Below are 18,957 nucleotides of genomic sequence, written 5' to 3' on the forward strand. Positions count from 1 at the left end.
TCGAAAGGCGCGCACGGCCCCGCGCACCTACGATGGCGCCTCGGGGGCGGCCGCACGAGCGCCCCGGTGCGCTCGCCTACAGGGGGTAGCGATGAGGACATCCGCGCGCGCGGCCGCTGCCGTGGCCGGGTTGGCCGTCGTGGGCGGTGGGGTCCTCGTCGGGCCCCGGCTCCTCGACGGCGGCGGCAGGGCTGCGCCGGAGCAGCGGCTCCAGGAGCGGCCCGACCCGGCGAGGGGCGCCACGTCCCCCGCTCCCACCCGGCCAGGGCCGGGGCACGGACCGTTCACGCTGGTGGCGACCGGCGACATCATCCCGTACCCGTCGATAGTCCAGCGGTCGGCGGACGATGCCGCCAAGGCCGGCGAGTACGACTTCCGCAAGATACTCGCCGGGGTCAAACCGCTGGTCTCCGCCGCCGACCTGGCGGTGTGCCACCACGAGATACCGTACGGGCGCCCCGGCGGCCCCTACACCGGCTACCCGCTGTTCAAGGCCCCGCACCAACTGGCCGACGCCCTGAAGGACGCCGGGTACGACAGCTGCTCCACCGCCTCGAACCACACGCTGGACGACGGCTACGAAGGCCTCGCGCGCACCCTCGAGCACCTCGACCGGGTCGGCATAGCGCACGTCGGCTCCGCCCGCGGTCCGGAGGAGGCGAAGGCCCCGGCCCTGATGTCGGCCGGCGGCGCGAGGGTCGCCCAGCTGGACTACACGTACGGCACGAACGGCATCCCCCTCCCCGAGGGCAAGCCCTGGGCCGTCAACCTGATCGACAAGGACCGGATCCTGGCCGATGCCCGCGCCGCCCGGGCCGGCGGCGCGAACGTGGTGGTGCTCAGCGTCCACTGGGGCACCGAGTGGCAGGCCGCGCCCGACGAGCAGCAGCGCGAGCTGGCCCAGGAGCTGACCGCCTCCCGCGGGCCCGACGGACTCCCCGACATCGACCTGGTCCTCGGTACCCACAACCACGTGCCGCAGCCCTACGAGAAGATCAACGGCACCTGGGTGGTCTTCGGCATGGGCGACCAGGTGGCCAGCTTCGTGCCGGCCGGCAAACTGCGCGGCAACCAGTCGTCGGTCCCCCGGTTCACCTTCGCCCCGGCGGCGGCCCACGCGGGCCGCTGGGAGGTGGTGAAGGCCGAGTTCCTCACCCAGTACTCGGACATGGGCCCGCCGTTCCGCGTCGTCTGCGCCTCCTGCGCGGCCTCCGACGCCACGCTGCCCGCGGCCAAGCGGAGCGAGTACGCCCGGATCGACGAGCAGGTCACCGAGGCCGTGCTGTCCCGCGGCGCGGCCGGCCAGGGCCTGGAGCACGCCACCCGCTGAGCAGCCCGCCCGCAGGGCATCCCTCCCGCAGGGCATCCCTCCCACCGAGCGCACCGCCCGCCGAGCACTCCCCTCCGGATGCTCCGCGGGCGGCGCGCCCTGCGGCGGCAGCGCGCTACGAGGCCCGGCCCCGGCGGGTCACGACGAGCGCGCCCCCGCCGATCGCGAGCAGGACCAGCGCGCCGCCCGTGACGTACGGGGTCAGCGAACCGCCGCCGGTCTCGGCCAGGTTGGCGTCGGTGGTGACGGCCGCCCCGGTCCCGGACCCGGCGCCCGTCGCGGTCTGCGGCTTGACGTCGGGCTTGGCGTCGGGCTCGGCGGCCGGGGCCGGGGACTCGCAGTGGGCCTCGGCGAGCACGATCTCGCCCTCCACCTCGGCCACGTTCAGGTTCAGCGGGTTCACCGACACCTTCAGGCGGAGCGCTGCCGCGGCGGCCGTCGTAGAGGTGGTCTTGGTGGCGGACAGCTCCAGGCTGACCAGGCCCACGCCCGGCACCTCGACCTTGGTGGGGCCGCCCGCCGACAGGGTGACCTTCTTGCCGAGCGCGGTGACCGTCCCGAGGACGTTCGAAGTGGCCACCGGCTGCTTGCCCGCCTCGCAGACGGCCTTGGAGGTGACCTTCTCGACCTCGATCAGCGAGAGCGCCGGCAGGCCCGGCACGTGCACCCGGGCCTTGGCTAGGTTGGCCTCCGCCTCGGCCCGGGTCTTGTCGGCCGTCGCCTTCGAGGTGGCCACGTCGGCGCGGAGCACACTGACCGGCCGGCCGCCCTCGACGCCGTCCAGGGTGACCGTCAGCGCCGTCTTCTCGGCCGTCGCCGGGGCGCTGACCTCGTTGAGGGTCGCCTTCATCGGGATGTGCGCGGTCTTGTTGAGCAGGCTCACGTCCAGTCCGGTGCGCAGGACGACCGCGCCGGCCTTGCCCTCGCCCCCGGCTCCGCCGCCTCCCGTGGCGGCGGCGGGCGGAGCCGTGAGCAGGGCCGCCGCTCCCGTGGCGAGCAGGACGGCCGCGGGCATGCGGAAGGTGTTGCTGTTCAAGGTGGTGGAACCCCCGGGGAGATGGGTGCCGTCGCGCCGCCATGGGGGACATCGCGCGCGCCGACGGCCTCGTCCCCGGAATCTTTACGCACTGTGAGTGAACGGGCAGCCACCTGACGTGAGTTCACCCCAAAGGGTGGTTTCCACGCATACATTCGAATTTCCACGCCTCAGAAAGAACGCGAGTTCCCTCCTGTCGCAGCCGGGCGGCGGGCGCGAGCACATACAACGACGGCCCGGCCGGAGACGTCACGCGGCGTCAACACCCCGCCGACTTCCCCCTCAGGCCCGGACCGTGCCGTTCACCACGACCCGCAGGGGCTGCGCGAGCGCCCGTACGTCGGCCCGCGGGTCGGCGGCGTAGACCACGAGGTCCGCGGGCGCCCCCTCGGTGAGCCCGGGCCGGCCGAGCCACTCGCGTGCCGCCCAGGCGGTCGCCGACAGCGCGTCCAGCGCCGGGATCCCGGCCTTCACCAGCTCCCCGACCTCCGCCGCGACGAGGCCGTGCGGCAGGGAGCCTCCCGCGTCGGTGCCGACGTACACCTGGATGCCCGCGTCCCAGGCGGCGCGGACGGTGTCGTACCTCCGCTCGTGGAGCCTTCGCATATGCGCCGACCAGCGCGGGAACTTCGCCTCGCCGCCCGCCGCCATCTTCGGGAAGGTGGCGATGTTCACGAGCGTCGGCACGATCGCGACCCCGCGCTCCGCGAACAGCGGGATGGTGTCCTCGGTGAGGCCGGTGGCGTGCTCGACGCAGTCGATGCCCGCCTCGACCAGATCGCGCAGCGAGTCCTCGGCGAAGCAGTGCGCGGTGACCCGGGCGCCCAGCCGGTGCGCCTCGGCGATGGCCGCCTCCACCTCGGCGCGCGGCCAGCAGGCCGCGAGGTCCCCGGCCTCGCGGTCGATCCAGTCGCCGACGAGCTTGACCCAGCCGTCACCGCGCAGCGCCTCGCGGCCGACGTAGGCGACGAGGTCGGCGGGCTCGATCTCGTGGGCGTAGTTGCGGATGTAGCGGCGGGTGCGCGCGATGTGCCGGCCCGCCCGGATGATCTTCGGCAGGTCCTCGCGGTCGTCGATCCAGCGGGTGTCGGAAGGGGACCCGGCATCGCGGATGAGGAGGGTCCCGGCGTCGCGGTCGGTCAGGGCCTGGCGTTCGGCGGTCTCGGCGTCGACCGGGCCGTGGGCGTCCAGACCTACGTGGCAGTGCGCGTCGACCAGCCCCGGCAGGGCCCAGCCGGCCACCGTGGTGACCTCCCGGGCGCCGCGCGGGCGCTCGTAGGAGATCCGGCCCCCGACCACCCAGAGTTCGTCGCGGACCTCGTGGGGCCCGACCAGCACCCGCCCCTTCACGTGCAGCACGCCGCCCGTGGCGGTCACGTCGCTCACATCGCTCACGTCGCTCATGTCGGCACTGTACGTGCGTGCTGGATACGCTCTGCCGGTAACCCCGGACGAAGAGAGCACCACCGTGACCCACCCCCTGTCCCACCCCGCGCCCCACCCCCTGCTGGACCTTCCGCCGCTCACCGCCGCGCGTTTCGCGTCGATCGAGAGGGGGGTCGCGGACCTCCTCGCCACCCGGCAGGACGTGGTGATCACGCAGGGCGAGGCGCTGCTGCCGCTGGAGGGGTGCATCCGGTCGGGCGCGCGGCCCGGGTCGACGGCGCTCAACGTGGTCACCGGACCGTACGGGACCACCTTCGGCAACTGGCTGCGCGACTCCGGTGCGACGGTGGTGGACCTGGAGGTTCCCTTCGACACGGCGGTGACGGCCGATCAGGTGGCGCGGGCGCTGGCCGGGCGCCCGGAGATCGACTTCGTCTCGCTGGTCCACGCGGAGGCGGCGACCGGCAACACGAACCCCGTCGCGGAGATCGGCGAGGCCGTACGGGCGCACGGGGCGCTGTTCATGCTGGACGCGGTGGCTTCGGTGGGCGCGGAGCCGCTGCTGCCGGACGCGTGGGGCGTGGACCTGTGCGTGATCGGGGCGCAGAAGGCGATGGGCGGCCCGGCGGGCGTGTCCGCGGTGTCCGTCTCGGAGCGGGCGTGGGCCCGGTTCGCGGAGAACCCGGCGGCCCCGCGCCGCTCCTACCTGTCGCTGCTGGACTGGAAGGAGCGCTGGATCGACGCCGGGCGCAAGGCCCTGCCGCACGCTCCGGCTCAGCTGGAGATGCTGGCGCTGGAGGCCTGCCTCGACCGCATCGCGCAGGAGGGGCTGTCCTCGGTGACGGCCCGCCACACGGCCGCGGCGGCCGCGACCCGCGCGGGCGCGGCCGAGCTCGGGCTGGCCCCGTACGTGGGCCGGGTGGCGGAGGCCGCGCCGGTGGCCACGACCTTGCGGGTCGCGGACGCCTCGCCGGTGGTGGCCAAGGCGCTGGCCGCGGACCCTGCGGCCCCGCTCGCCGCGGGCGGCGGGGCGCTGGCCCGGGAGATGCTCCGGGTCAACCACTACGGGACCGCGGCCTCGCTGCCCGTCGTCCGGGCCGCGCTCACGGCCCTCGCGACGGCCCTGGGCGCCGGGCCTGCGGCGGCGGTCGCCGCGGCGGGGGCGGCCTGGGCGGCGAGCCTCGGCTGACCCGGCGGCGACGGCCCCGGGCGGTCGCCGCCGCGGCGACCGCCGCCGCGGGCTCAGGACAGGACGTCCAGCAGTCGGTCGACGTCCGCCTCGGTGTTGTAGAGGTGGAACGAGGCGCGCAGGGCGCCCGCGCGGGCGGCGGTGGCGACGCCGGCCGCCTGCAGGGCCTCCTGCCGGCCGGCGAGGCCGGGCACCGACACGATGGCGGCCCCGCCGGGCACGGGCTCGTGGCCGAGGGCGGCGAGACCGGCCCGGTAGCGGTCGGCCAGGGCCGTGTTGTGGGCGTGGACGGAACCGACGCCGATCCGCTCCAGCAGGTCCAGCGAGGCCTCGGCCGCGTGGTAGGCGAGGAAGGCCGGGGACTCGTCGAACCGCCGGGCTCCGTGGGCCAGTTCCGGCATCGGGCCGTACGTGGCGTCCCACATGGCCTCGGCCGCCACCCATCCTGCGTGCAGCGGGGTCAGGGTGTGCTGGGCCTCGTGCGACACGGTCAGGTACGAGGCCCCGCGGGCGCCGAGCAGCCATTTGTAGCTGGCCGTGACCGTGTACTCGTACGGTGAGGCGTCGAAGGGGAGCCACCCCACCGCCTGCGTCGCGTCCACCAGCATGCGGGCACCGTGCGCGGCGGTGGCGGCGCGGACCGCGGCCAGGTCGGCCGTCCGCCCGTCGGCGGACTGCACGACGCTCAGCGCGGCCAGCGCGGTGTCCGGACCGACGGCCTCGGCGAGGGACTCCAGCGGTGCGAAACGCACCTTGAGGTCGCCGCGCACCACGAAGGGGTTGATGACGGACGCGAACTCACCCTCCGGACAGAGCACTTCGGCCCCGGCCGGGAGGGACGCGGCGACCAGCCCGACGTGGGTGGCCACGGCCGAGCCGACGGCCACCCGCTCGACGTCGACCCCGACCAGCCGGGCGAAGGCCGCCCGGACCCGGTTCACGCGGTCGAAGTCGCCGAATCCGGAGGGGATTCCGGCGCCCGCCGCGTCGGCCAGCTCACGTACGGCCGCGACGGCGGAACGCGGGAGGATCCCGCAGGTGGCGGTGTTGAGGTAGACGGTGGAATGGGCGAACTCCGCCCGGACCGCTTCGGCGATGGGAAGATCCATGGGTCCACTCTGCGCCGCGAGCGACCCAAAGTCCATTGCCTAGGTTTGCACGCCACCCTCAAGGAATGCTTATACCTGCGGGACGGCGCACGCCCCGTCGGGCTCGCACGCCTCGGCGCCCGCCGCCGGCTCCTCGATCTCGCGGCCTGCCCACGCCTGCTCCAGGGCGCGGGTGAACACCTCGGCCGGCTGGCCGCCCGAGATCCCGTAGCGGCGGTCCAGCACGAAGAAGGGCACGGCGTTCGCACCGAGCTCGGCGGCCTCGCGCTCGTCGGCGCGGACCTCGGCGGCGTAGGCGGAGTCGTCGGCGAGGACGGCGCGCGCCTCGGCCTCGTCCAGCCCGGCCTCCACGGCGAGGTCGACCAGCACCTCGGGGTCGAAGACGGACCGCTCCTCGCCGAAGTTGGCCCGGTAGGCCAGGTCGAGCAGCTCCTCCTGACGGCCGCGGTCGGCGGCCAGGTGCAGCAGGCGGTGGATGTCGAAGGTGTTCCCGTGGTCGCGCCCGTCGGTCCGGTACACCAGACCCTCGGCGCGGGCAGTGGCCGCGACGTGCTCCTCCATGGCGCGCGCCTCGTCGAGGGTGCGGCCGTACTTCTTGGCCAGCATCTCCAGGACCGGCGCGGTGACGCCCTTGGCGCCGTTCGGGTCGAGCTCGAAGGACCGGAAGACGACCTCCACCTCGTCCCGGTGCGCGAACCCGGCCAGCCCCTCGGCGAAACGGGCCTTGCCGATGTAGCACCACGGGCAGGCGATGTCGCTCCAGATCTCGACGCGCATGTTCCTTCTTCTCTCCGGGTCGGTGAACAGACAGTTTCCCCTTCAACGACCCGGGGGCCCGTCTCATTCCCCGAACACCGTGAGCCAGAGGGTGAGGTGGGAGCCGGAGTGGGCGGGGCGGGGGTCCGGGAGCCAGCCGTGGGTGGCGTAGAAGGCCTGGGCGCGGAGGTTGTGTACGTAGACCTCCAGGCGTACGCGCTCGATTCCGGCGCGGCGCCAGGCGTCGAGGCAGGCCGCGTGGAGGGCGGCGCCGGTGCCCCGGCGCCAGTGGACCGGGTCGACGTGGAGCTGGGTGAGGGTGGTCTCGCCGTCCGCGGTGAGGAAGGCGGCGACACCGGTGACCCGGCCGTCCTGTTCCGCGCACAGCACCCCGCCCTCGGCGGCGGGGCGCGCGACGGCACGGGACCAGGCCTCGCGGGCGTGGGCGAGGTGGAGCTCGCCGGCGTACGTCTCCTCGGGGACCCGCCCCCGGTAGTAGGTGGCCCGGGCCCGGGTGTGGAGGGCGGTTATGGCGTCGAGGTCTGCGGGTCGCGCGGTCCTGATCATGGGAAGGGAAACGCGCCGGGAACCGTGTCGGTTCCCGGCGCGTCCGCCGCGCAGCCGTGCGCCGCGCGCCGCGCGCCGTGGGCCGCGCGCCGCGCGCCCGGCCGGGCTACTTCTTGAGCCAGGCCGCCATCATCGCCTTCGCGACGGGGGCGGCCAGCTTGCCGCCTCCGATCTCGGAGCGGTCGGTGTCGGAGTTCTCGACCACGATCGCCACGGCGATCTGCTTGCCGCCCAGCTTTCCGTACGAGGTGAACCAGGCCAGCGGGGACAGGCTGTTGTTCACACCGCGCTGCGCGGTACCGGACTTGCCGCCCACCTCGGCCCCGTCCACCCGAGCATCCCTTCCCCCGCCCTCGGTGGCGACCGTCCGCATGGCGTCGCGGAGCATCGAGGCGGTCTTCTCCTTCATCACCTGCTGGGACTTGGGGTCCTTGAAGCTCTCCAGCACGTTGCCGTTGGAGTCGGTGACTTCGGAGACCATGTGCGGGGCGACGAGCTTGCCGTCGTTCTCGATCGCGGCCGTCACCATCGCCATCTGCAGCAGGGTGGCCTGTACGTCGAACTGGCCGATGCCCGTCTGCGCGACCTGGTCGATCGACATCTTCTTCGAGGGGTACTTGCTGGGCGGGTTGGTGCGGACCGGGGTGTCGATCTTCGTGTTGAAGCCGAGCTTCTCGGCCATCGCGAGCATCTTGTCCTGGCCCAGCTTGTACGCCAGCTCCGCGAAGACGTTGTTGCAGGAGAGCCGCAGGGCGGTGCGGGGAGAAACGTTGTCGCAGGCGGGCGTGCGCGCCTCGCTGGGCAGCGGGGTGCGGGTGCCGGGGATCGTGTACGGGTCGGGGATGCCGGTCGGCTGGTCGATGTCGGTGACCAGACCGTTCTCGATCGCCGCGGCGAGGGTGACCAGCTTGAAGGTGGAACCGGGGGCCTGCGGCTTGCGCAGGGCCGTGTTCTCCATCGCCTTGCCCTTGTCGGCGTTGAGTTCGTTCCACGCCGCTTCGGCGTCCTTGTCGGCGCCCGCGAACCGGCCCGGGTCGTAGGAGGGGTTGTTGACGACGCCGAGGATCCGGCCCGTCGCCGGGTCGATGGCGACGGCGGCGCCCTGCTTGCCCTCGAGCGCGTCGTACCCGGCCTTCTGCACGTCCGGGTCGATGGTGGTCAGGACGTTGCCCGGGTCGGCCCGCTTGTCGGTGAGCATGTCCATCATGGTCTTCAGCCGGCTGTCGGAGCCGTTGAGGATGCCCTTGTAGATACCCTCCAGCATGCTCACGCCGTAGGCCTGGGAGCTGAAGCCGGTGATCGGCGCGTAGAGCGGACCGTTGGTGTACGTCCGCTTGTACCCGAAGTCCCTGCCGCCCGTCTTCGTCGAGCCCGTGATCGCCTCCCCGCCCACGATGATGTTGCCCAGCGGGTTCTCGTACTGCCCGATGAGGTTGCGCCGGTTGTGCTTGTCGTCTGCGAGGGCCTGGCCTTGGTACGCCTGCACCCAGGTGACGCGGACCAGCAGGGCCAGCACCAGGAGCAGACAGAAGACCGACGCACGCCTGATCGTCTTGTTCATCCCCCAGAAGGACGCACCAACGGCCCCAGCCGTTCCGCTCTGCCCCGATTGTGGCGGAGTTCTCAGCTTTTCTTCATGAAGCCGCCCTCGTACGCGGCGATGACCGCCTGGGTCCGGTCGCGGGCTCCGGTCTTGGCGAGGACCGAGGCGACGTGGGTCTTGACCGTCTGCGGTCCAACGCCCAGACGCTCGCTCATCTCGTGGTTCGACAGCCCGGAGGCCATCAGCCGCAGTACGCCGGCCTCCCGGTCGGTGAGCCGGGCCGCCCAGGGCGCGTCGGGCGCGGCGTCGGCCCTGTGCGCGGCGGCGAGGGAGCGGACGGCGGCCGGGGAGAGCAGCGAGTCCCCGCGCGCGACGAGGCGCACGGCGCCGATCAGCTCGTCGGGGTCGGCCCGTTTGAGGGGGTGACGGCGCTCAGGGCGTGCCCGACCGCGTCGTGCAGCTCCCGGGCCAGCCGGCCCCGCACCGCCAGGTCGGCGGCCCCCTCCTCGGCGGCGGCCAGCCGGTCCGCCGCAGCCGGGCCGAGCAGTACGGGCGCCGGAGCCGGGCCAGCGCCCCGGCTCCGGCGGCGCACAGCGCGAGCCCGATGAGCAGGCCGGTCCCGAGCAGCGGGGCCACGTACGGGCCGGCCCCGGTGCTGAACCAGCCCAGCCCGAGCCCGGACTCCCACAGCCCGCTCGAGAACGGCAGCGCGATCAGCACCACCGCCATGGGCGGGACGGCGAGGATCATCCCGCTGACCAGCGCGCCGGCCCCCAGGTGCAGGGTCCACCAGGCCGAGGTCCGGCCCCGCGCGGCCCAGGACCGCGCCGGCCCCTCCGCGAGCCGCTCCCCCGGGACCGCGCACATGGACCGGACCGCGGCCACGGACAGCGGCCGGACCAGCCCGTACACGGCGGTCACCGCGGCCAGCGGCAGGGCTGCCCCGTAGGCGGCGAGGGCGAGCGGGAAGGAGCTGAGGGCGTTGACCCCGCCGGCCGCCACGCCGACCCCCACCTGAGCGAGGAGGAAGTACGGCATCAGCAGCGCCCCGCCGAGTATCTGGTGGACCCAGCGCAGCCTGGCCCGGGCCCCGAACAGCCGGTTCACGTGACCCGGCGGGCCGTGAGGAACCGTATGAGGACGGCGGCCGAGAGCAGTCCGGTGATCATCTGCCCAGCGTAGGCCAACAGGGCCGCTCCGCCGGGGCCTTCGCCCCCCGTCCAACTGCGGCCCCAGCGAGGCGACCAGCATCCAGGTCCCCCAGCTCAGCGTCGCACCCGAGCCGGTCCAGGCGGCGCCGAGAGCCCACCGCGGCCACCTCGCCGGGGCCCGCCCGCCACGGGCCAGCAGGACGGCTCCCGCCCCCGCGGCCAGCGCGCAGATCGCATGGACGGCCGGTGCCACGCCCGCCTCCGCCGTGTACGAGGCCGCCTGCTCGGCACTCAGCCAGGCCGTGCCGCCGAAGGCCCAGTACGCGTGCGCCGCCGCGACCGCCAGGCCGGCTGCCACCGAGGCCGCCGCCACCCCCGTGGACGACGGCGCGCTCCCCCGGGCTCCGTCCGGGGAGACCGGCCCGCCCGGCCCGCCCGGCCGACCTCGGCCCCAGCGCTCGCGCGCGTAGGGCACGAACAGACCGGCCAGGGCGATTCCTTGGACCGTGAAGCCGGTGTATACGACGTTGAAGACCCAGGGTTCCAGGAAGGGCTCCGGCCCGCCCGCCGCATCCGGCGCGGCCCCGAATCCGAGCAGCCGTATGAGCAGTTGGCCCGTGAACCCGAGGAGGATCGGGGTCAGCAGGCCCGTCGCGAAGAAGACCGGGACGGTCAGCAGCCAGGACGGCACCCGTATGCCCCAGGGCCGGGTGAGCACCAGCACGAGCAGGATCACGCAGGCGTCCACGGCCAGGGTGACGGAGTTGGTCACGGTGAAGAACAGCCCGGGCTCGTTCAGCACGCTGCCGGCCGGTATGCCGATCCGGCTCCCGGCCAGCCAGGCGCCGTTGAGCGCCAGATAGGGCACGGTGGCGGCCAGCGCCACCACGCGCACGATCCGCCGTCCGGTCCCCAGGCCGGGGGCCGACGGCGGCGTGGCGTACGCCTCGTGCGTCGTGTACGTCCCGTGCGCCGCATACATCTCGTACGTCGCATACATCCCGTGCGTCTTGTGCGTCTCGTGCGTGTGCGTCTCGTGAACGGCTCGTGTGCTCATGACCCAACGGTCCCGCCCGCTCCGCCCCGCCACCTCCCCCTCACAGGGGAACCTCCTCCCCCGGCCGGGGGAGGAGCCAGCCCCTCCGCAGCGTCACATCCGCCGCGTCACCACCGACAGCCGGTCCCGCGCCTCGAACAGCGCCGCCTTGATGACCTGCTCGTGCTCCGCCGTCAGCCGCGCCACCGGCACCGAGCAGCTCACCGCGTCCCGCGCGGGCGTCCGGTACGGCACCGCCACCCCGAAGCAGCGCAGCCCAAGCGTGTTCTCCTCCCGGTCCACCGCGTAGCCCTGCTCCCGCACCAGCGCCAGTTCCTCGATGAGCCGTTCCCGGTCGGTGACGGTGTGCTCGGTGACGGCCTCCAGCCGCCGCGGCAGCAGGCCCCGCACCTCCTCGTCCGTGTGCGTGGCGAGCAGCGCCTTGCCCAGCGCCGTGGAGTGCACCGGCAGCCGCCGCCCCACCCGGGTGAAGGGCCTCAGGTAGTGCCGGGACGGGCGGGTCGCGAGGTACACCACGCTCGTCCCGTCCATCCGGGCCAGGTGGATGGTCTCCGTCGTGTCGTCGGAGAGCCGGTCCAGCGTGGGCCGGGCCGCCGCGACCACCTCGTCGCCGTCGATGTACGAGCTGCCGACGAGCAGTGCCCGGACGCCGATGCCGTAGCGGGTGCCCGTCGCGTCCGTCTCCACCCACCCCAGGTTCACCAGCGTGCGCAGCAGCATGTACAGGCTGGACTTGGGCAGCGAGAGGTCGTTCTGGATGTCGGCGAGGCTGTGCAGCCCCGGCCGCGCCGCGAAGTGCTCCAGCAACAGGACCGTCCGTACCGCCGATTTGACCGGTGACGCCGGGACCGTGCTTCCCGATTCGGTCGTCGTCATGCGCCTGCTTCCCCTCTGGCCGCCTCTTGTCACGCCGAGGACGCGGAAATAGAGTCCACGGCAGATGTGATCATTCATCCACCGGAACGGCGTTCAGAATACTGAACGATCCAGGAGGCAGTGGGCCATGACAACGACACCAGTCTGGAGTGTGGACCCCCGCACCGGGAAGCAGCGCGAACAGGTTGCGGTCGAGGCCACACCCCGGGAGGTGGACGAAGCCGTACGGAACGCCCACGCCGCCCGGGGCGCGCTCGCCGACACCGCCGCCCGCGCCGCCTTCCTGCGCGCAGCCGCCGACCTCCTCGACGAAGCCGCCGCGCACGTCGTCGAGGCGGCCGACGCCGAGACCGCGCTGGGCCCGGGCCGGCTCACGGGCGAGCTCGCCCGCACCACCGGCCAGCTGCGCGCCTTCGCCGACGCCGTGGAGGACGGCTCGCACCTCGACGTCCGGATCGACCGCGCCGACCCCTCCCTCAGCCCTCCGCGCCCCGAACTGCGCCGCTACAAGGTGCCGCTGGGCGTGGTCGCGGTCTACGCCGCCTCCAATTTCCCGCTCGCCTTCTCCGTCCCCGGCGGGGACACCGCGAGCGCGCTCGCGGCCGGCTGTCCGGTGGTCGTCAAGGCGCACCCCGACCACCCCGCCACCTCGGAGCTGTGCGCCTCGCTGCTGCGCCGGGCGGCCGTGGCCTCGGGGCTCCCGGCCGAAGTGGTCTCCGTGGTGCACGGGTTCGACGCCGGCCTGACGCTGATCCGCCACCCGCTGGTGTCCGCCGCCGGATTCACCGGTTCCATCCGGGGCGGGCGCGCCCTGTTCGACGCGGCCGCCGCCCGGCCCGTGCCCATCCCCTTCCACGGCGAGCTGGGCTCGCTCAACCCCGTCGTGGTCACGCCGGCCGCGGCCGGCGAGCGCGCCGAGGAGATCGGCAGCGGGCTCGCCGGCTCGGTCACCCTCGGCTTGGGCCAGTTCTGCGTGAAGCCGGGCCTCGTCCTGGTCCCGGTGGGCGCGGCGGGCGACCGCGTCACCGGCGCGCTCACCAAGGCCCTCGGGGAGACCGAGCCGGGCGTGCTGCTCGACCACCGGATGCGGGAGAACTTCGTCGCCGGGGTGCGCGAGCGGGCCGCGCTGCCGGGTGTCGACGCACCCGTCACCCCGGGCTCGGGCGGCGAGCACACCGTCGGCGCCGGTTACCTGAGCGTGCCGGCCGCCCGCCTCCTCGGCAGCGCCCCGGGCGGGGAGTACGACGTGCTGCTGGAGGAGTGCTTCGGTCCCGTCACCGTCGTCGTGCGGTACGCCGACCAGGGCGAGGCGAGCGCGGTGCTCGGCCGGCTGGGCGGCAACCTGAGCGCGACCCTCCAGTTGTCGGCCGCCGAGAGCGAGGGCGCGCCGGGCCCGGCCACCGAGCTGATCGGGCAGGTCACGGGGCTGGCGGGCCGGATCGTGGTCAACGGATGGCCGACCGGGGTGGCCGTGGCCCCGGCCCAGCACCACGGCGGCCCGTACCCGGCGGCTACCTCGCACTCCACCTCGGTCGGCGGCACGGCCATCGAGCGCTGGCTGCGCCCGGTGGCCTACCAGTCGGTGCCGGACGCGCTGCTTCCGCCCGAATTGCGCGAGGCCAACCCGCTCGGACTGCCGCGCCGCGTGACGGGACCCGCCGGAAACTGACGGGCCTGCCGGGACCGGCACCGGCCTGCCCCGACCCCATCCGGCCCCCGCCCCGGCCTACCGGAACGCCGATATTCCGTTGCCTGCCCCGCACCCGCCGGGGCAGGCTGCGGCGCATGCCGAAACCGCAGGGATTCTCGTACGAACGCCACCGTGACCATTCCGTCGTCATCACCCACCAGGGCCGTACCGCCGCGACCCTGCGCGGGAACCGGGCGGAGAAGTTCCTGACCGAGGTGGAGTCCGGCGACGCCCAGCTGGTGATGGCCCGCTGGACCGGCGCGTACAAGTTCGGCAACGAGCGCATGGCGAAGAACCACCCCCGCAACCGGCGCTGAAATCTGCCGCGAGGGTAAGGGAACGGCAAAGCACCTCCGGTCGTTCTCCGGGCATGACCGCTATGACCCCTGGATCCAACCTGCCGCTCAATGCCGTCCGTGTGACGGTGGACGTGGCCGCGCCGGTACGGCTCGACGTATCCGGACTGCTCCTGACGGCGGACGGCAAGGTGCGCTCCGACGCCGACTTCATCTTCTACAACCAGCCCTCCGGGCCCGGTGTCAGCTACCGGTCGGGGGGTGGAGCGGCGCCTGACTCGATCACCGTGGACACCTCCGCGCTGCCGCCCGGGATCGAGCGGATCGTGGTCACGGCCAGCCCGGATGCCGCCGGACAGAGCTTCCAGGGCGTCGAGCCCACCGCCACCGTGCGCAACGCGGACGGCGGAGCGGTGATCGCCAGCTTCACCCCGCCGCAGCTGGGCGCCGAGACGGCGCTGGTCGTCGTCGAGGTGTACCAGCGCGGCGGCGTGTGGAAGATCCGCGCGGTCGGCCAGGGGTACGCGAACGGCCTCGCCGGCATCGCCACCGACTTCGGCGTCTCCGTTGACGAGGAGCCCGCCGCCGCTCAGGCCGCCCCCGCCCCCGTCGCCCCGCCCGCGCCCCCGGCTCCCCCGGCCGCCCCCGTCTCGTACCCGCCCTCCCCCTGGCTCGGCGGTACGGCGCCCACGACGCCCGTCGCCCCCGTTCCGCCCGCACCCCCCGCGCCCCCGGCCCCGCAGGCCGCCGGCAGCGGAAAGATCAACCTCGACAAGGGCCGGGTCAGCCTCCAGAAGAACCAGACCGTCTCCCTGGTCAAGGGCGGCCGCCCGCTGCTCTCCCAGGTCAAGATGGGCCTCGGCTGGGAGCCCGCGTTCCGCGGCCGGGACATCGACCTCGACGCCTCCGTCATCGTGTACGGCCCCCAGCGCAACCACATCGACAGCTGCTACTTCGGCAAGCTGTCGATCCTCAACGGGGCCATCAAGCACTCGGGCGACAACCTGACGGGCGAGGGCGCGGGCGACGACGAGGTGATCGTCGTGGACCTCGGCCGGATCCCCGCCGACGCCACCGGCCTGGTCTTCACGGTCAATTCCTTCTCCGGCCAGAAGTTCACCGAGGTCGCCAAGGCCTACTGCCGTCTGATCGACGCGGCGAGCGGTGAGGAGCTGGTGCGCTTCGACCTCACCTCCGCCGAACCGCAGACCGGGGTCATGATGGCGAAGCTCATCAAGCAGTTCAGCGGCGAGTGGGAGATGACGGCCATGGGCGACTTTGTGAAGTCCCGCACAGTGCGCGGCATGGTCAAGCCGGCCTCGCAGGCACTCTGAGCAGGTGGGCGGGCACAGGAAGCCGTCCGGCGCCACCCGGGGCACCCTTCCGGGTGATGGATGCCACGCGTAATCCGGAGGTGGCTGTCAGTGCCCGCCCGTAGCCTTGGACTCATGCACAAGTCAGTCATTCCCGCGGGGCCCGCCCGCCCGTCCGCCGCAGAGGCGAACGAGGCGATACGGCACCTTGTCGAGACCCGGGTGGACGGCGAGTGGCCCTCGGAGGCGTATGAGTTCCTGCTCACCGAGTGGGCCGCGGCCTCCCAGGCGGAGGTTTCCGCGGCCCCGTAGGCCCGGGCCCGCCGGCGGCCGCTCGCGCGCGCCCCGCGGCCGCCGTCAGTGCGCGCGCCGCCACGGCCCGGTGATGGCCAGCATGATGCCCGGGTCCTGGATGTTGGCGTACAGCGTGCGCCCGTCCGGGGAGAAGCAGGCGCCGGTGAACTCGGAGTACTCCGGCTCCTCGGCCGACCCGAGGTTCAGCTCGTTGCGTGCCAGCGGATAGGTGCGGCCCGACTCGGTCGCGCCGAACAGGTGCTGGAGACCCGAGCCGTCCTCGGCGATGACCAGGCCTCCGTACGGCGACACGGTGATGTTGTCCGGGCCGTCGTAGCCGCCGTCCGTCGACGGGTCCGCGTTGACCCCGATCAGCACGGTCAGCCGGATCGTGCGCCGCTTGGGGTTGTAGAACCACACCTGCCCGTCGTGCGCCGCGCCCGGGCTCTCGTCGCGGGCGTACGAGGACACGAAGTACGCGCCGCCGTCGGCCCACCACATGCCCTCGAGCTTGCGCCCCCGCGTCACGACGCCGTCGGCGAACTGCTTGCGCACGGGCACGGTCCGCGCGTCGCGGTCCGGTACGTCCACCCAGTCGACCCCGTACACGGTGCCGATCTTCGTGGCGCGCGAGAGGTCGTCGACGAACCGGCCCGAGCTGTCGATGCACTTGGCGGCCTGGAGCACGCCCGCGTCGGCCGCGAGCGTGCGCAGCCTGCCGCGCCCGTGGTGGAAGCCGCGGGGCGGGGTCCAGCGGTAGAGCAGCCCGTTGGGGCCGGAGGCGTCCTCGGTCAGGTAGGCGTGGCCCTGCCGCGGGTCGATGACCACGGCCTCGTGGTCATACCGCCCGAAGGCCTTCACCGGCTTCGGGTCGCGGTTGGCGCGGCGGTCGTGGGGATCGACCTCGAAGACGTAGCCGTGGTCCTTGGTCATGCCGTTCTTGCCCGCGAGGTCGGAGTTCTCCTCGCAGGTGAGCCAGGTGTCCCAGGGGGTGGAGCCGCCCGCGCAGTTGGTCGACGTACCGGCGATGCCCACCCATTCGGCGACCTCACCGCCCCGCCGGACCTCGACGACCGTGCACCCGCCGGCCGCGGCCGGGTCGTAGACGAGGCCCTCGGCGAGCGGAACGGGGTGCTCCCAGTTGTCCCGGATGCCCTTGAGCTCGTGGTTGTTGACGAGGAGGGTGACCCCGCGGCGCCCCTCGAAGGCGGCCGTGCCGTCGTGGTTGGACGGGGTGCTCTCGCCCGACTCCAGGGTGGTGACGCCGCTGTGCGTGATGACGCGGTACCTGAACCCGGCGGGAAGGGCGAGGATGCCGGCCGGGTCGGGGACGAGCGGGCCGTAGCCGGGCTCGCAGGGCCGTCCGTGCTCGTCGCGGGCCGTGCTGTCGTCGGCTGCCAGGGCGCCCGGGGCGGTGGCGAGGGCGCCGACCGTCCCGGTGAGCGCGACGCCCGCCCCGGCGATGACGGTACGGGCGGTGAAGTCTCTGCGGCTGAGCGGCATCGGGTCTCCAGGGGTGGGGAGTGGTGCGCCTGTCGTGCAGTCGTCGGCGCACACGCTCCCGCCCGCACGTGAACGGCGGCTGAACTACCCGGTAAGAGGAACCGACCCCTTGCTCGTGGCAGGAATGGCCAACTCCGGCCATGAAATGACGCATTGTCGATGCCCGGACCGGGCATCCCGCGCCCGCCGCGCTGCCCGTACCCCCGCCCCGTACCCCCGCCCCGTGTCCCCCGCCGCCCGCGGCGCGCGGTTGCTCAGGACTGCCGCGAGCGCGCCTTGAACGCGGCCTTGCGGGCCTCCTTCGCCGCCTTCTTGTCCGGGTGCAGCCGCCCCATCGCCTCCAGGACGTACGCGGTCGCCGGGTGCTCCACCCGCCACACCTGCTCGAAGAACCCGGCGTGATGGGCGGTCAGGGTCTCCATCAGCAGCGGCAGCTCCTCGGTCTCGCCGTCGGCGGCGAGCTGCGCCGCGATCGTGTCGACCGTCAGCCAGAACACCATCGTCGCATCCGGCGCCGGTACGTCGGCCGCACCGCGCTCGGCCAGCCAGACCCGGGCGAGCCCGCCCAGCTCCCCGTCGTCGAGCACCGCGCGGACCGCGGGCTCGGCCTCCGGACCGGCCGGTGCGAGGGCCTGCTGGCAGCGCAGCCGGCGCAGCGGGGCGCCCTCGTCGTCACCGCGGGCGGCCGCGAGCAGTTCGGCGACGGCCACGGGCACTTCCCGGCCGGCCAGCCAGGCCTCGATCTCGGCCTGGGCGGCGCTCTCGGGGTAGTGGGAGACGGCGTCGAGCAGCGCGTCCGCGCCCTTGCCGGCCAGTTCGCCCACGGCGGGCGCCTCGACCCCCGCCTCCAGCAGCCGGGCGCGGATCCCGTACAGGCCGAGCGGGGTCAGGCGGACCATGCCGTAGCGGGAGACGTCCTCGTCGTCGTCGGCGCCGCCGGAGGCGATCTGCTCGTCGTCCGCCTCCGCCATCAGCTCCTCGTCGACGGGCCGGAACTCGACCAGCCCGATGGGCTCCAGCTGCCGGAACTGGTCGTCGAGGCGCATCATCGCGTCCGAGACCTGCTCCAGCACGGCGTCGGTCGGCTCTCCCATGTCCTCGGGCACCACCATGGAGGCGGCGAGCACGGGCAGCGGAACCGGCCGGTCCGCCGCCCCGCCCTCGGTGACGGTGAGCAGGTAGAGGTTGGCGAGGACCCCGTCCAGGAAGTCCGCCTCGCGCCGCGGGTTCCAGTCCAGCTGGTCGAAGTCGATGTCCCCGCCCGCGTCCAGCGCGTCGACGAGGTCGCCCAGGTCGGGCACGGCCGCGTCGGCCAGTACGGTGTCCAGGGCCGCCAGCCACAGGTCGAGTACGTCACCGGGCGCACCGCCCGTCACCAGCGCGAGGTCCTCACCGGGCGCGGCGGTGCCGAACTGCGCCCCGTCCGCCCCGTCCACCCGGTCCGCCCCGCCCTCCGCGCCGCCGCCCGCCGCGGTTTCGGCCCCGCCTCCCGCGGCTCCGTCCTCCTCCGGCTCGGTGACGTCCACCAGGCCGGTGTCCACGGCGACCCGCCAGGCCTGGCTCACGTACACGACGGAATCCTCGTCGGCCGTGTCGAGGCCCAGCGCCTCGGCCGCCTCGGGGAGCTGCTCGGCGACGAGTTCGCCGCCGGTGTCGACACGGGTGGCGGGCCCGGCCCAGCGGGCGAGCCGTACGGCGCGGGCGAACAGCGGGGCGACGAGGGCGTCGCGGGCCAGTTCCGCATCGGAGTGCAGCCGTGCCGGCGGCAACGTGGAGTGCGGCTCTGCGGACATGGGGCGTTTCTCCTCGCGGATCGCGGACGCGGTGGGACGGGTGCCGAACGGCCTGCCCGGCGCCCCAG

General features: G+C 73.8%; 17 protein-coding genes and 1 pseudogene. 6 read left to right on the plus strand and 12 right to left on the minus strand.

The window, feature by feature from the left end; translation table 11 throughout:
- The first annotated feature begins 91 nt into the window (after window positions 1-91).
- Window positions 92-1,330 carry a CapA family protein gene (locus tag ACTVZO_RS10695; protein ID WP_443298149.1) on the plus strand — a complete coding sequence of 413 codons (1,239 nt, stop codon included), beginning with the start codon at window positions 92-94 and terminating at the stop codon, window positions 1,328-1,330.
- Window positions 1,331-1,445: 115 nt separating this feature from the next.
- Here the strand turns inward: ACTVZO_RS10695 and ACTVZO_RS10700 are convergent, their stop codons facing one another.
- Together ACTVZO_RS10700 and ACTVZO_RS10705 are read right to left on the minus strand one after the other, a co-directional pair.
- Window positions 1,446-2,366 carry an SCO1860 family LAETG-anchored protein gene (locus tag ACTVZO_RS10700; RefSeq protein WP_443298150.1) on the minus strand — a complete coding sequence of 307 codons (921 nt, stop codon included), beginning with the start codon at window positions 2,364-2,366 and terminating at the stop codon, window positions 1,446-1,448.
- 282 nt (window positions 2,367-2,648) lie between these two features.
- Window positions 2,649-3,770: an amidohydrolase family protein gene (locus ACTVZO_RS10705; RefSeq protein ID WP_443298151.1), complete on the minus strand. Its 1,122-nt coding sequence runs from the start codon at window positions 3,768-3,770 to the stop codon at window positions 2,649-2,651.
- Window positions 3,771-3,834: 64 nt separating this feature from the next.
- Between ACTVZO_RS10705 and ACTVZO_RS10710 the strand changes: the two genes are divergently transcribed.
- Window positions 3,835-4,941: an aminotransferase class V-fold PLP-dependent enzyme gene (locus ACTVZO_RS10710; RefSeq protein ID WP_443298152.1), complete on the plus strand. Its 1,107-nt coding sequence runs from the start codon at window positions 3,835-3,837 to the stop codon at window positions 4,939-4,941.
- Between the two features lie 53 nt (window positions 4,942-4,994).
- On the opposite strand, the gene ACTVZO_RS10715 is transcribed toward ACTVZO_RS10710, so the two are convergent.
- The 8 genes and pseudogenes from ACTVZO_RS10715 to ACTVZO_RS10750 form a co-directional block, all read right to left on the minus strand.
- Window positions 4,995-6,050 (minus strand): aminotransferase class V-fold PLP-dependent enzyme, encoded by a 1,056-nt coding sequence (locus ACTVZO_RS10715; protein WP_443298153.1) that lies wholly within the window; start codon window positions 6,048-6,050, stop codon window positions 4,995-4,997.
- Between the two features lie 69 nt (window positions 6,051-6,119).
- Complete coding sequence (locus ACTVZO_RS10720) at window positions 6,120-6,827, minus strand: DsbA family oxidoreductase (protein ID WP_443298154.1); 708 nt, start codon at window positions 6,825-6,827, stop codon at window positions 6,120-6,122.
- Window positions 6,828-6,890: 63 nt separating this feature from the next.
- Complete coding sequence (locus tag ACTVZO_RS10725) at window positions 6,891-7,373, minus strand: GNAT family N-acetyltransferase (protein WP_443298155.1); 483 nt, start codon at window positions 7,371-7,373, stop codon at window positions 6,891-6,893.
- Window positions 7,374-7,479: 106 nt separating this feature from the next.
- The gene (locus ACTVZO_RS10730; protein WP_443298156.1) at window positions 7,480-8,934 is read right to left on the minus strand and encodes a penicillin-binding transpeptidase domain-containing protein; all 1,455 of its coding nucleotides are present in this window, start codon (window positions 8,932-8,934) and stop codon (window positions 7,480-7,482) included.
- A 62-nt stretch (window positions 8,935-8,996) separates the two neighbouring features.
- A pseudogene (locus ACTVZO_RS10735) lies at window positions 8,997-9,335 on the minus strand (response regulator transcription factor); the annotation flags it as partial.
- A complete protein-coding gene (locus ACTVZO_RS10740) occupies window positions 9,308-9,376 on the minus strand; it encodes a hypothetical protein (protein WP_443303114.1) in 69 nt (22 codons plus the stop codon). The gene ACTVZO_RS10740 and the pseudogene ACTVZO_RS10735, both read right to left, overlap by 28 nt.
- Complete coding sequence (locus ACTVZO_RS10745) at window positions 9,349-11,124, minus strand: hypothetical protein (protein ID WP_443298157.1); 1,776 nt, start codon at window positions 11,122-11,124, stop codon at window positions 9,349-9,351. The genes ACTVZO_RS10740 and ACTVZO_RS10745 overlap by 28 nt, the downstream gene beginning before the upstream one ends.
- 93 nt (window positions 11,125-11,217) lie before the next feature.
- Window positions 11,218-12,000: an IclR family transcriptional regulator gene (locus tag ACTVZO_RS10750; protein ID WP_215139889.1), complete on the minus strand. Its 783-nt coding sequence runs from the start codon at window positions 11,998-12,000 to the stop codon at window positions 11,218-11,220.
- 127 nt (window positions 12,001-12,127) lie between these two features.
- On the opposite strand from ACTVZO_RS10750, the gene ACTVZO_RS10755 reads away from it, so the two are divergent.
- From ACTVZO_RS10755 to ACTVZO_RS10770, 4 genes are all read left to right on the plus strand, one after another.
- Window positions 12,128-13,669, plus strand: coding sequence for an aldehyde dehydrogenase (NADP(+)) (locus ACTVZO_RS10755; protein WP_443298158.1), 1,542 nt, complete (start codon window positions 12,128-12,130; stop codon window positions 13,667-13,669).
- Window positions 13,670-13,785: 116 nt separating this feature from the next.
- On the plus strand, window positions 13,786-14,007 hold the full coding sequence (locus ACTVZO_RS10760; RefSeq protein WP_069919745.1) for a hypothetical protein: 222 nt from the start codon (window positions 13,786-13,788) through the stop codon (window positions 14,005-14,007).
- Window positions 14,008-14,069: 62 nt separating this feature from the next.
- Complete coding sequence (locus ACTVZO_RS10765) at window positions 14,070-15,320, plus strand: TerD family protein (RefSeq protein ID WP_443298159.1); 1,251 nt, start codon at window positions 14,070-14,072, stop codon at window positions 15,318-15,320.
- A 114-nt stretch (window positions 15,321-15,434) separates the two neighbouring features.
- On the plus strand, window positions 15,435-15,611 hold the full coding sequence (locus ACTVZO_RS10770) for a hypothetical protein (RefSeq protein ID WP_384220831.1): 177 nt from the start codon (window positions 15,435-15,437) through the stop codon (window positions 15,609-15,611).
- 45 nt (window positions 15,612-15,656) lie between these two features.
- Here the strand turns inward: ACTVZO_RS10770 and ACTVZO_RS10775 are convergent, their stop codons facing one another.
- Window positions 15,657-17,096: an alkaline phosphatase PhoX gene (locus ACTVZO_RS10775; RefSeq protein WP_443298160.1), complete on the minus strand. Its 1,440-nt coding sequence runs from the start codon at window positions 17,094-17,096 to the stop codon at window positions 15,657-15,659.
- 254 nt (window positions 17,097-17,350) lie between these two features.
- On the minus strand, window positions 17,351-18,889 hold the full coding sequence (locus tag ACTVZO_RS10780) for a hypothetical protein (RefSeq protein ID WP_443298161.1): 1,539 nt from the start codon (window positions 18,887-18,889) through the stop codon (window positions 17,351-17,353).
- Window positions 18,890-18,957: the final 68 nt, after the last annotated feature.

The sequence above is a fragment of the Streptomyces sp. IBSNAI002 genome (assembly GCF_052244475.1).
In the GTDB taxonomy this organism is placed as follows: Bacteria; Actinomycetota; Actinomycetes; order Streptomycetales; family Streptomycetaceae; genus Streptomyces.

Coding starts and splice junctions, on each gene's coding strand:
- ACTVZO_RS10715 (WP_443298153.1), bottom strand. CDS start 6,050: ATGGATCTTCCCATCGCCGAAGCGGTCCGGGCGGAGTTCGCCCATTCC.
- ACTVZO_RS10745 (WP_443298157.1), bottom strand. CDS start 11,124: ATGAGCACACGAGCCGTTCACGAGACGCACACGCACGAGACGCACAAG.
- ACTVZO_RS10770 (WP_384220831.1), top strand. CDS start 15,435: ATGCACAAGTCAGTCATTCCCGCGGGGCCCGCCCGCCCGTCCGCCGCA.
- ACTVZO_RS10755 (WP_443298158.1), top strand. CDS start 12,128: ATGACAACGACACCAGTCTGGAGTGTGGACCCCCGCACCGGGAAGCAG.
- ACTVZO_RS10725 (WP_443298155.1), bottom strand. CDS start 7,373: ATGATCAGGACCGCGCGACCCGCAGACCTCGACGCCATAACCGCCCTC.
- ACTVZO_RS10720 (WP_443298154.1), bottom strand. CDS start 6,827: ATGCGCGTCGAGATCTGGAGCGACATCGCCTGCCCGTGGTGCTACATC.
- ACTVZO_RS10780 (WP_443298161.1), bottom strand. CDS start 18,889: ATGTCCGCAGAGCCGCACTCCACGTTGCCGCCGGCACGGCTGCACTCC.
- ACTVZO_RS10750 (WP_215139889.1), bottom strand. CDS start 12,000: ATGACGACGACCGAATCGGGAAGCACGGTCCCGGCGTCACCGGTCAAA.
- ACTVZO_RS10760 (WP_069919745.1), top strand. CDS start 13,786: ATGCCGAAACCGCAGGGATTCTCGTACGAACGCCACCGTGACCATTCC.
- ACTVZO_RS10730 (WP_443298156.1), bottom strand. CDS start 8,934: ATGAACAAGACGATCAGGCGTGCGTCGGTCTTCTGTCTGCTCCTGGTG.
- ACTVZO_RS10695 (WP_443298149.1), top strand. CDS start 92: ATGAGGACATCCGCGCGCGCGGCCGCTGCCGTGGCCGGGTTGGCCGTC.
- ACTVZO_RS10765 (WP_443298159.1), top strand. CDS start 14,070: ATGACCCCTGGATCCAACCTGCCGCTCAATGCCGTCCGTGTGACGGTG.
- ACTVZO_RS10775 (WP_443298160.1), bottom strand. CDS start 17,096: ATGCCGCTCAGCCGCAGAGACTTCACCGCCCGTACCGTCATCGCCGGG.
- ACTVZO_RS10705 (WP_443298151.1), bottom strand. CDS start 3,770: ATGAGCGACGTGAGCGATGTGAGCGACGTGACCGCCACGGGCGGCGTG.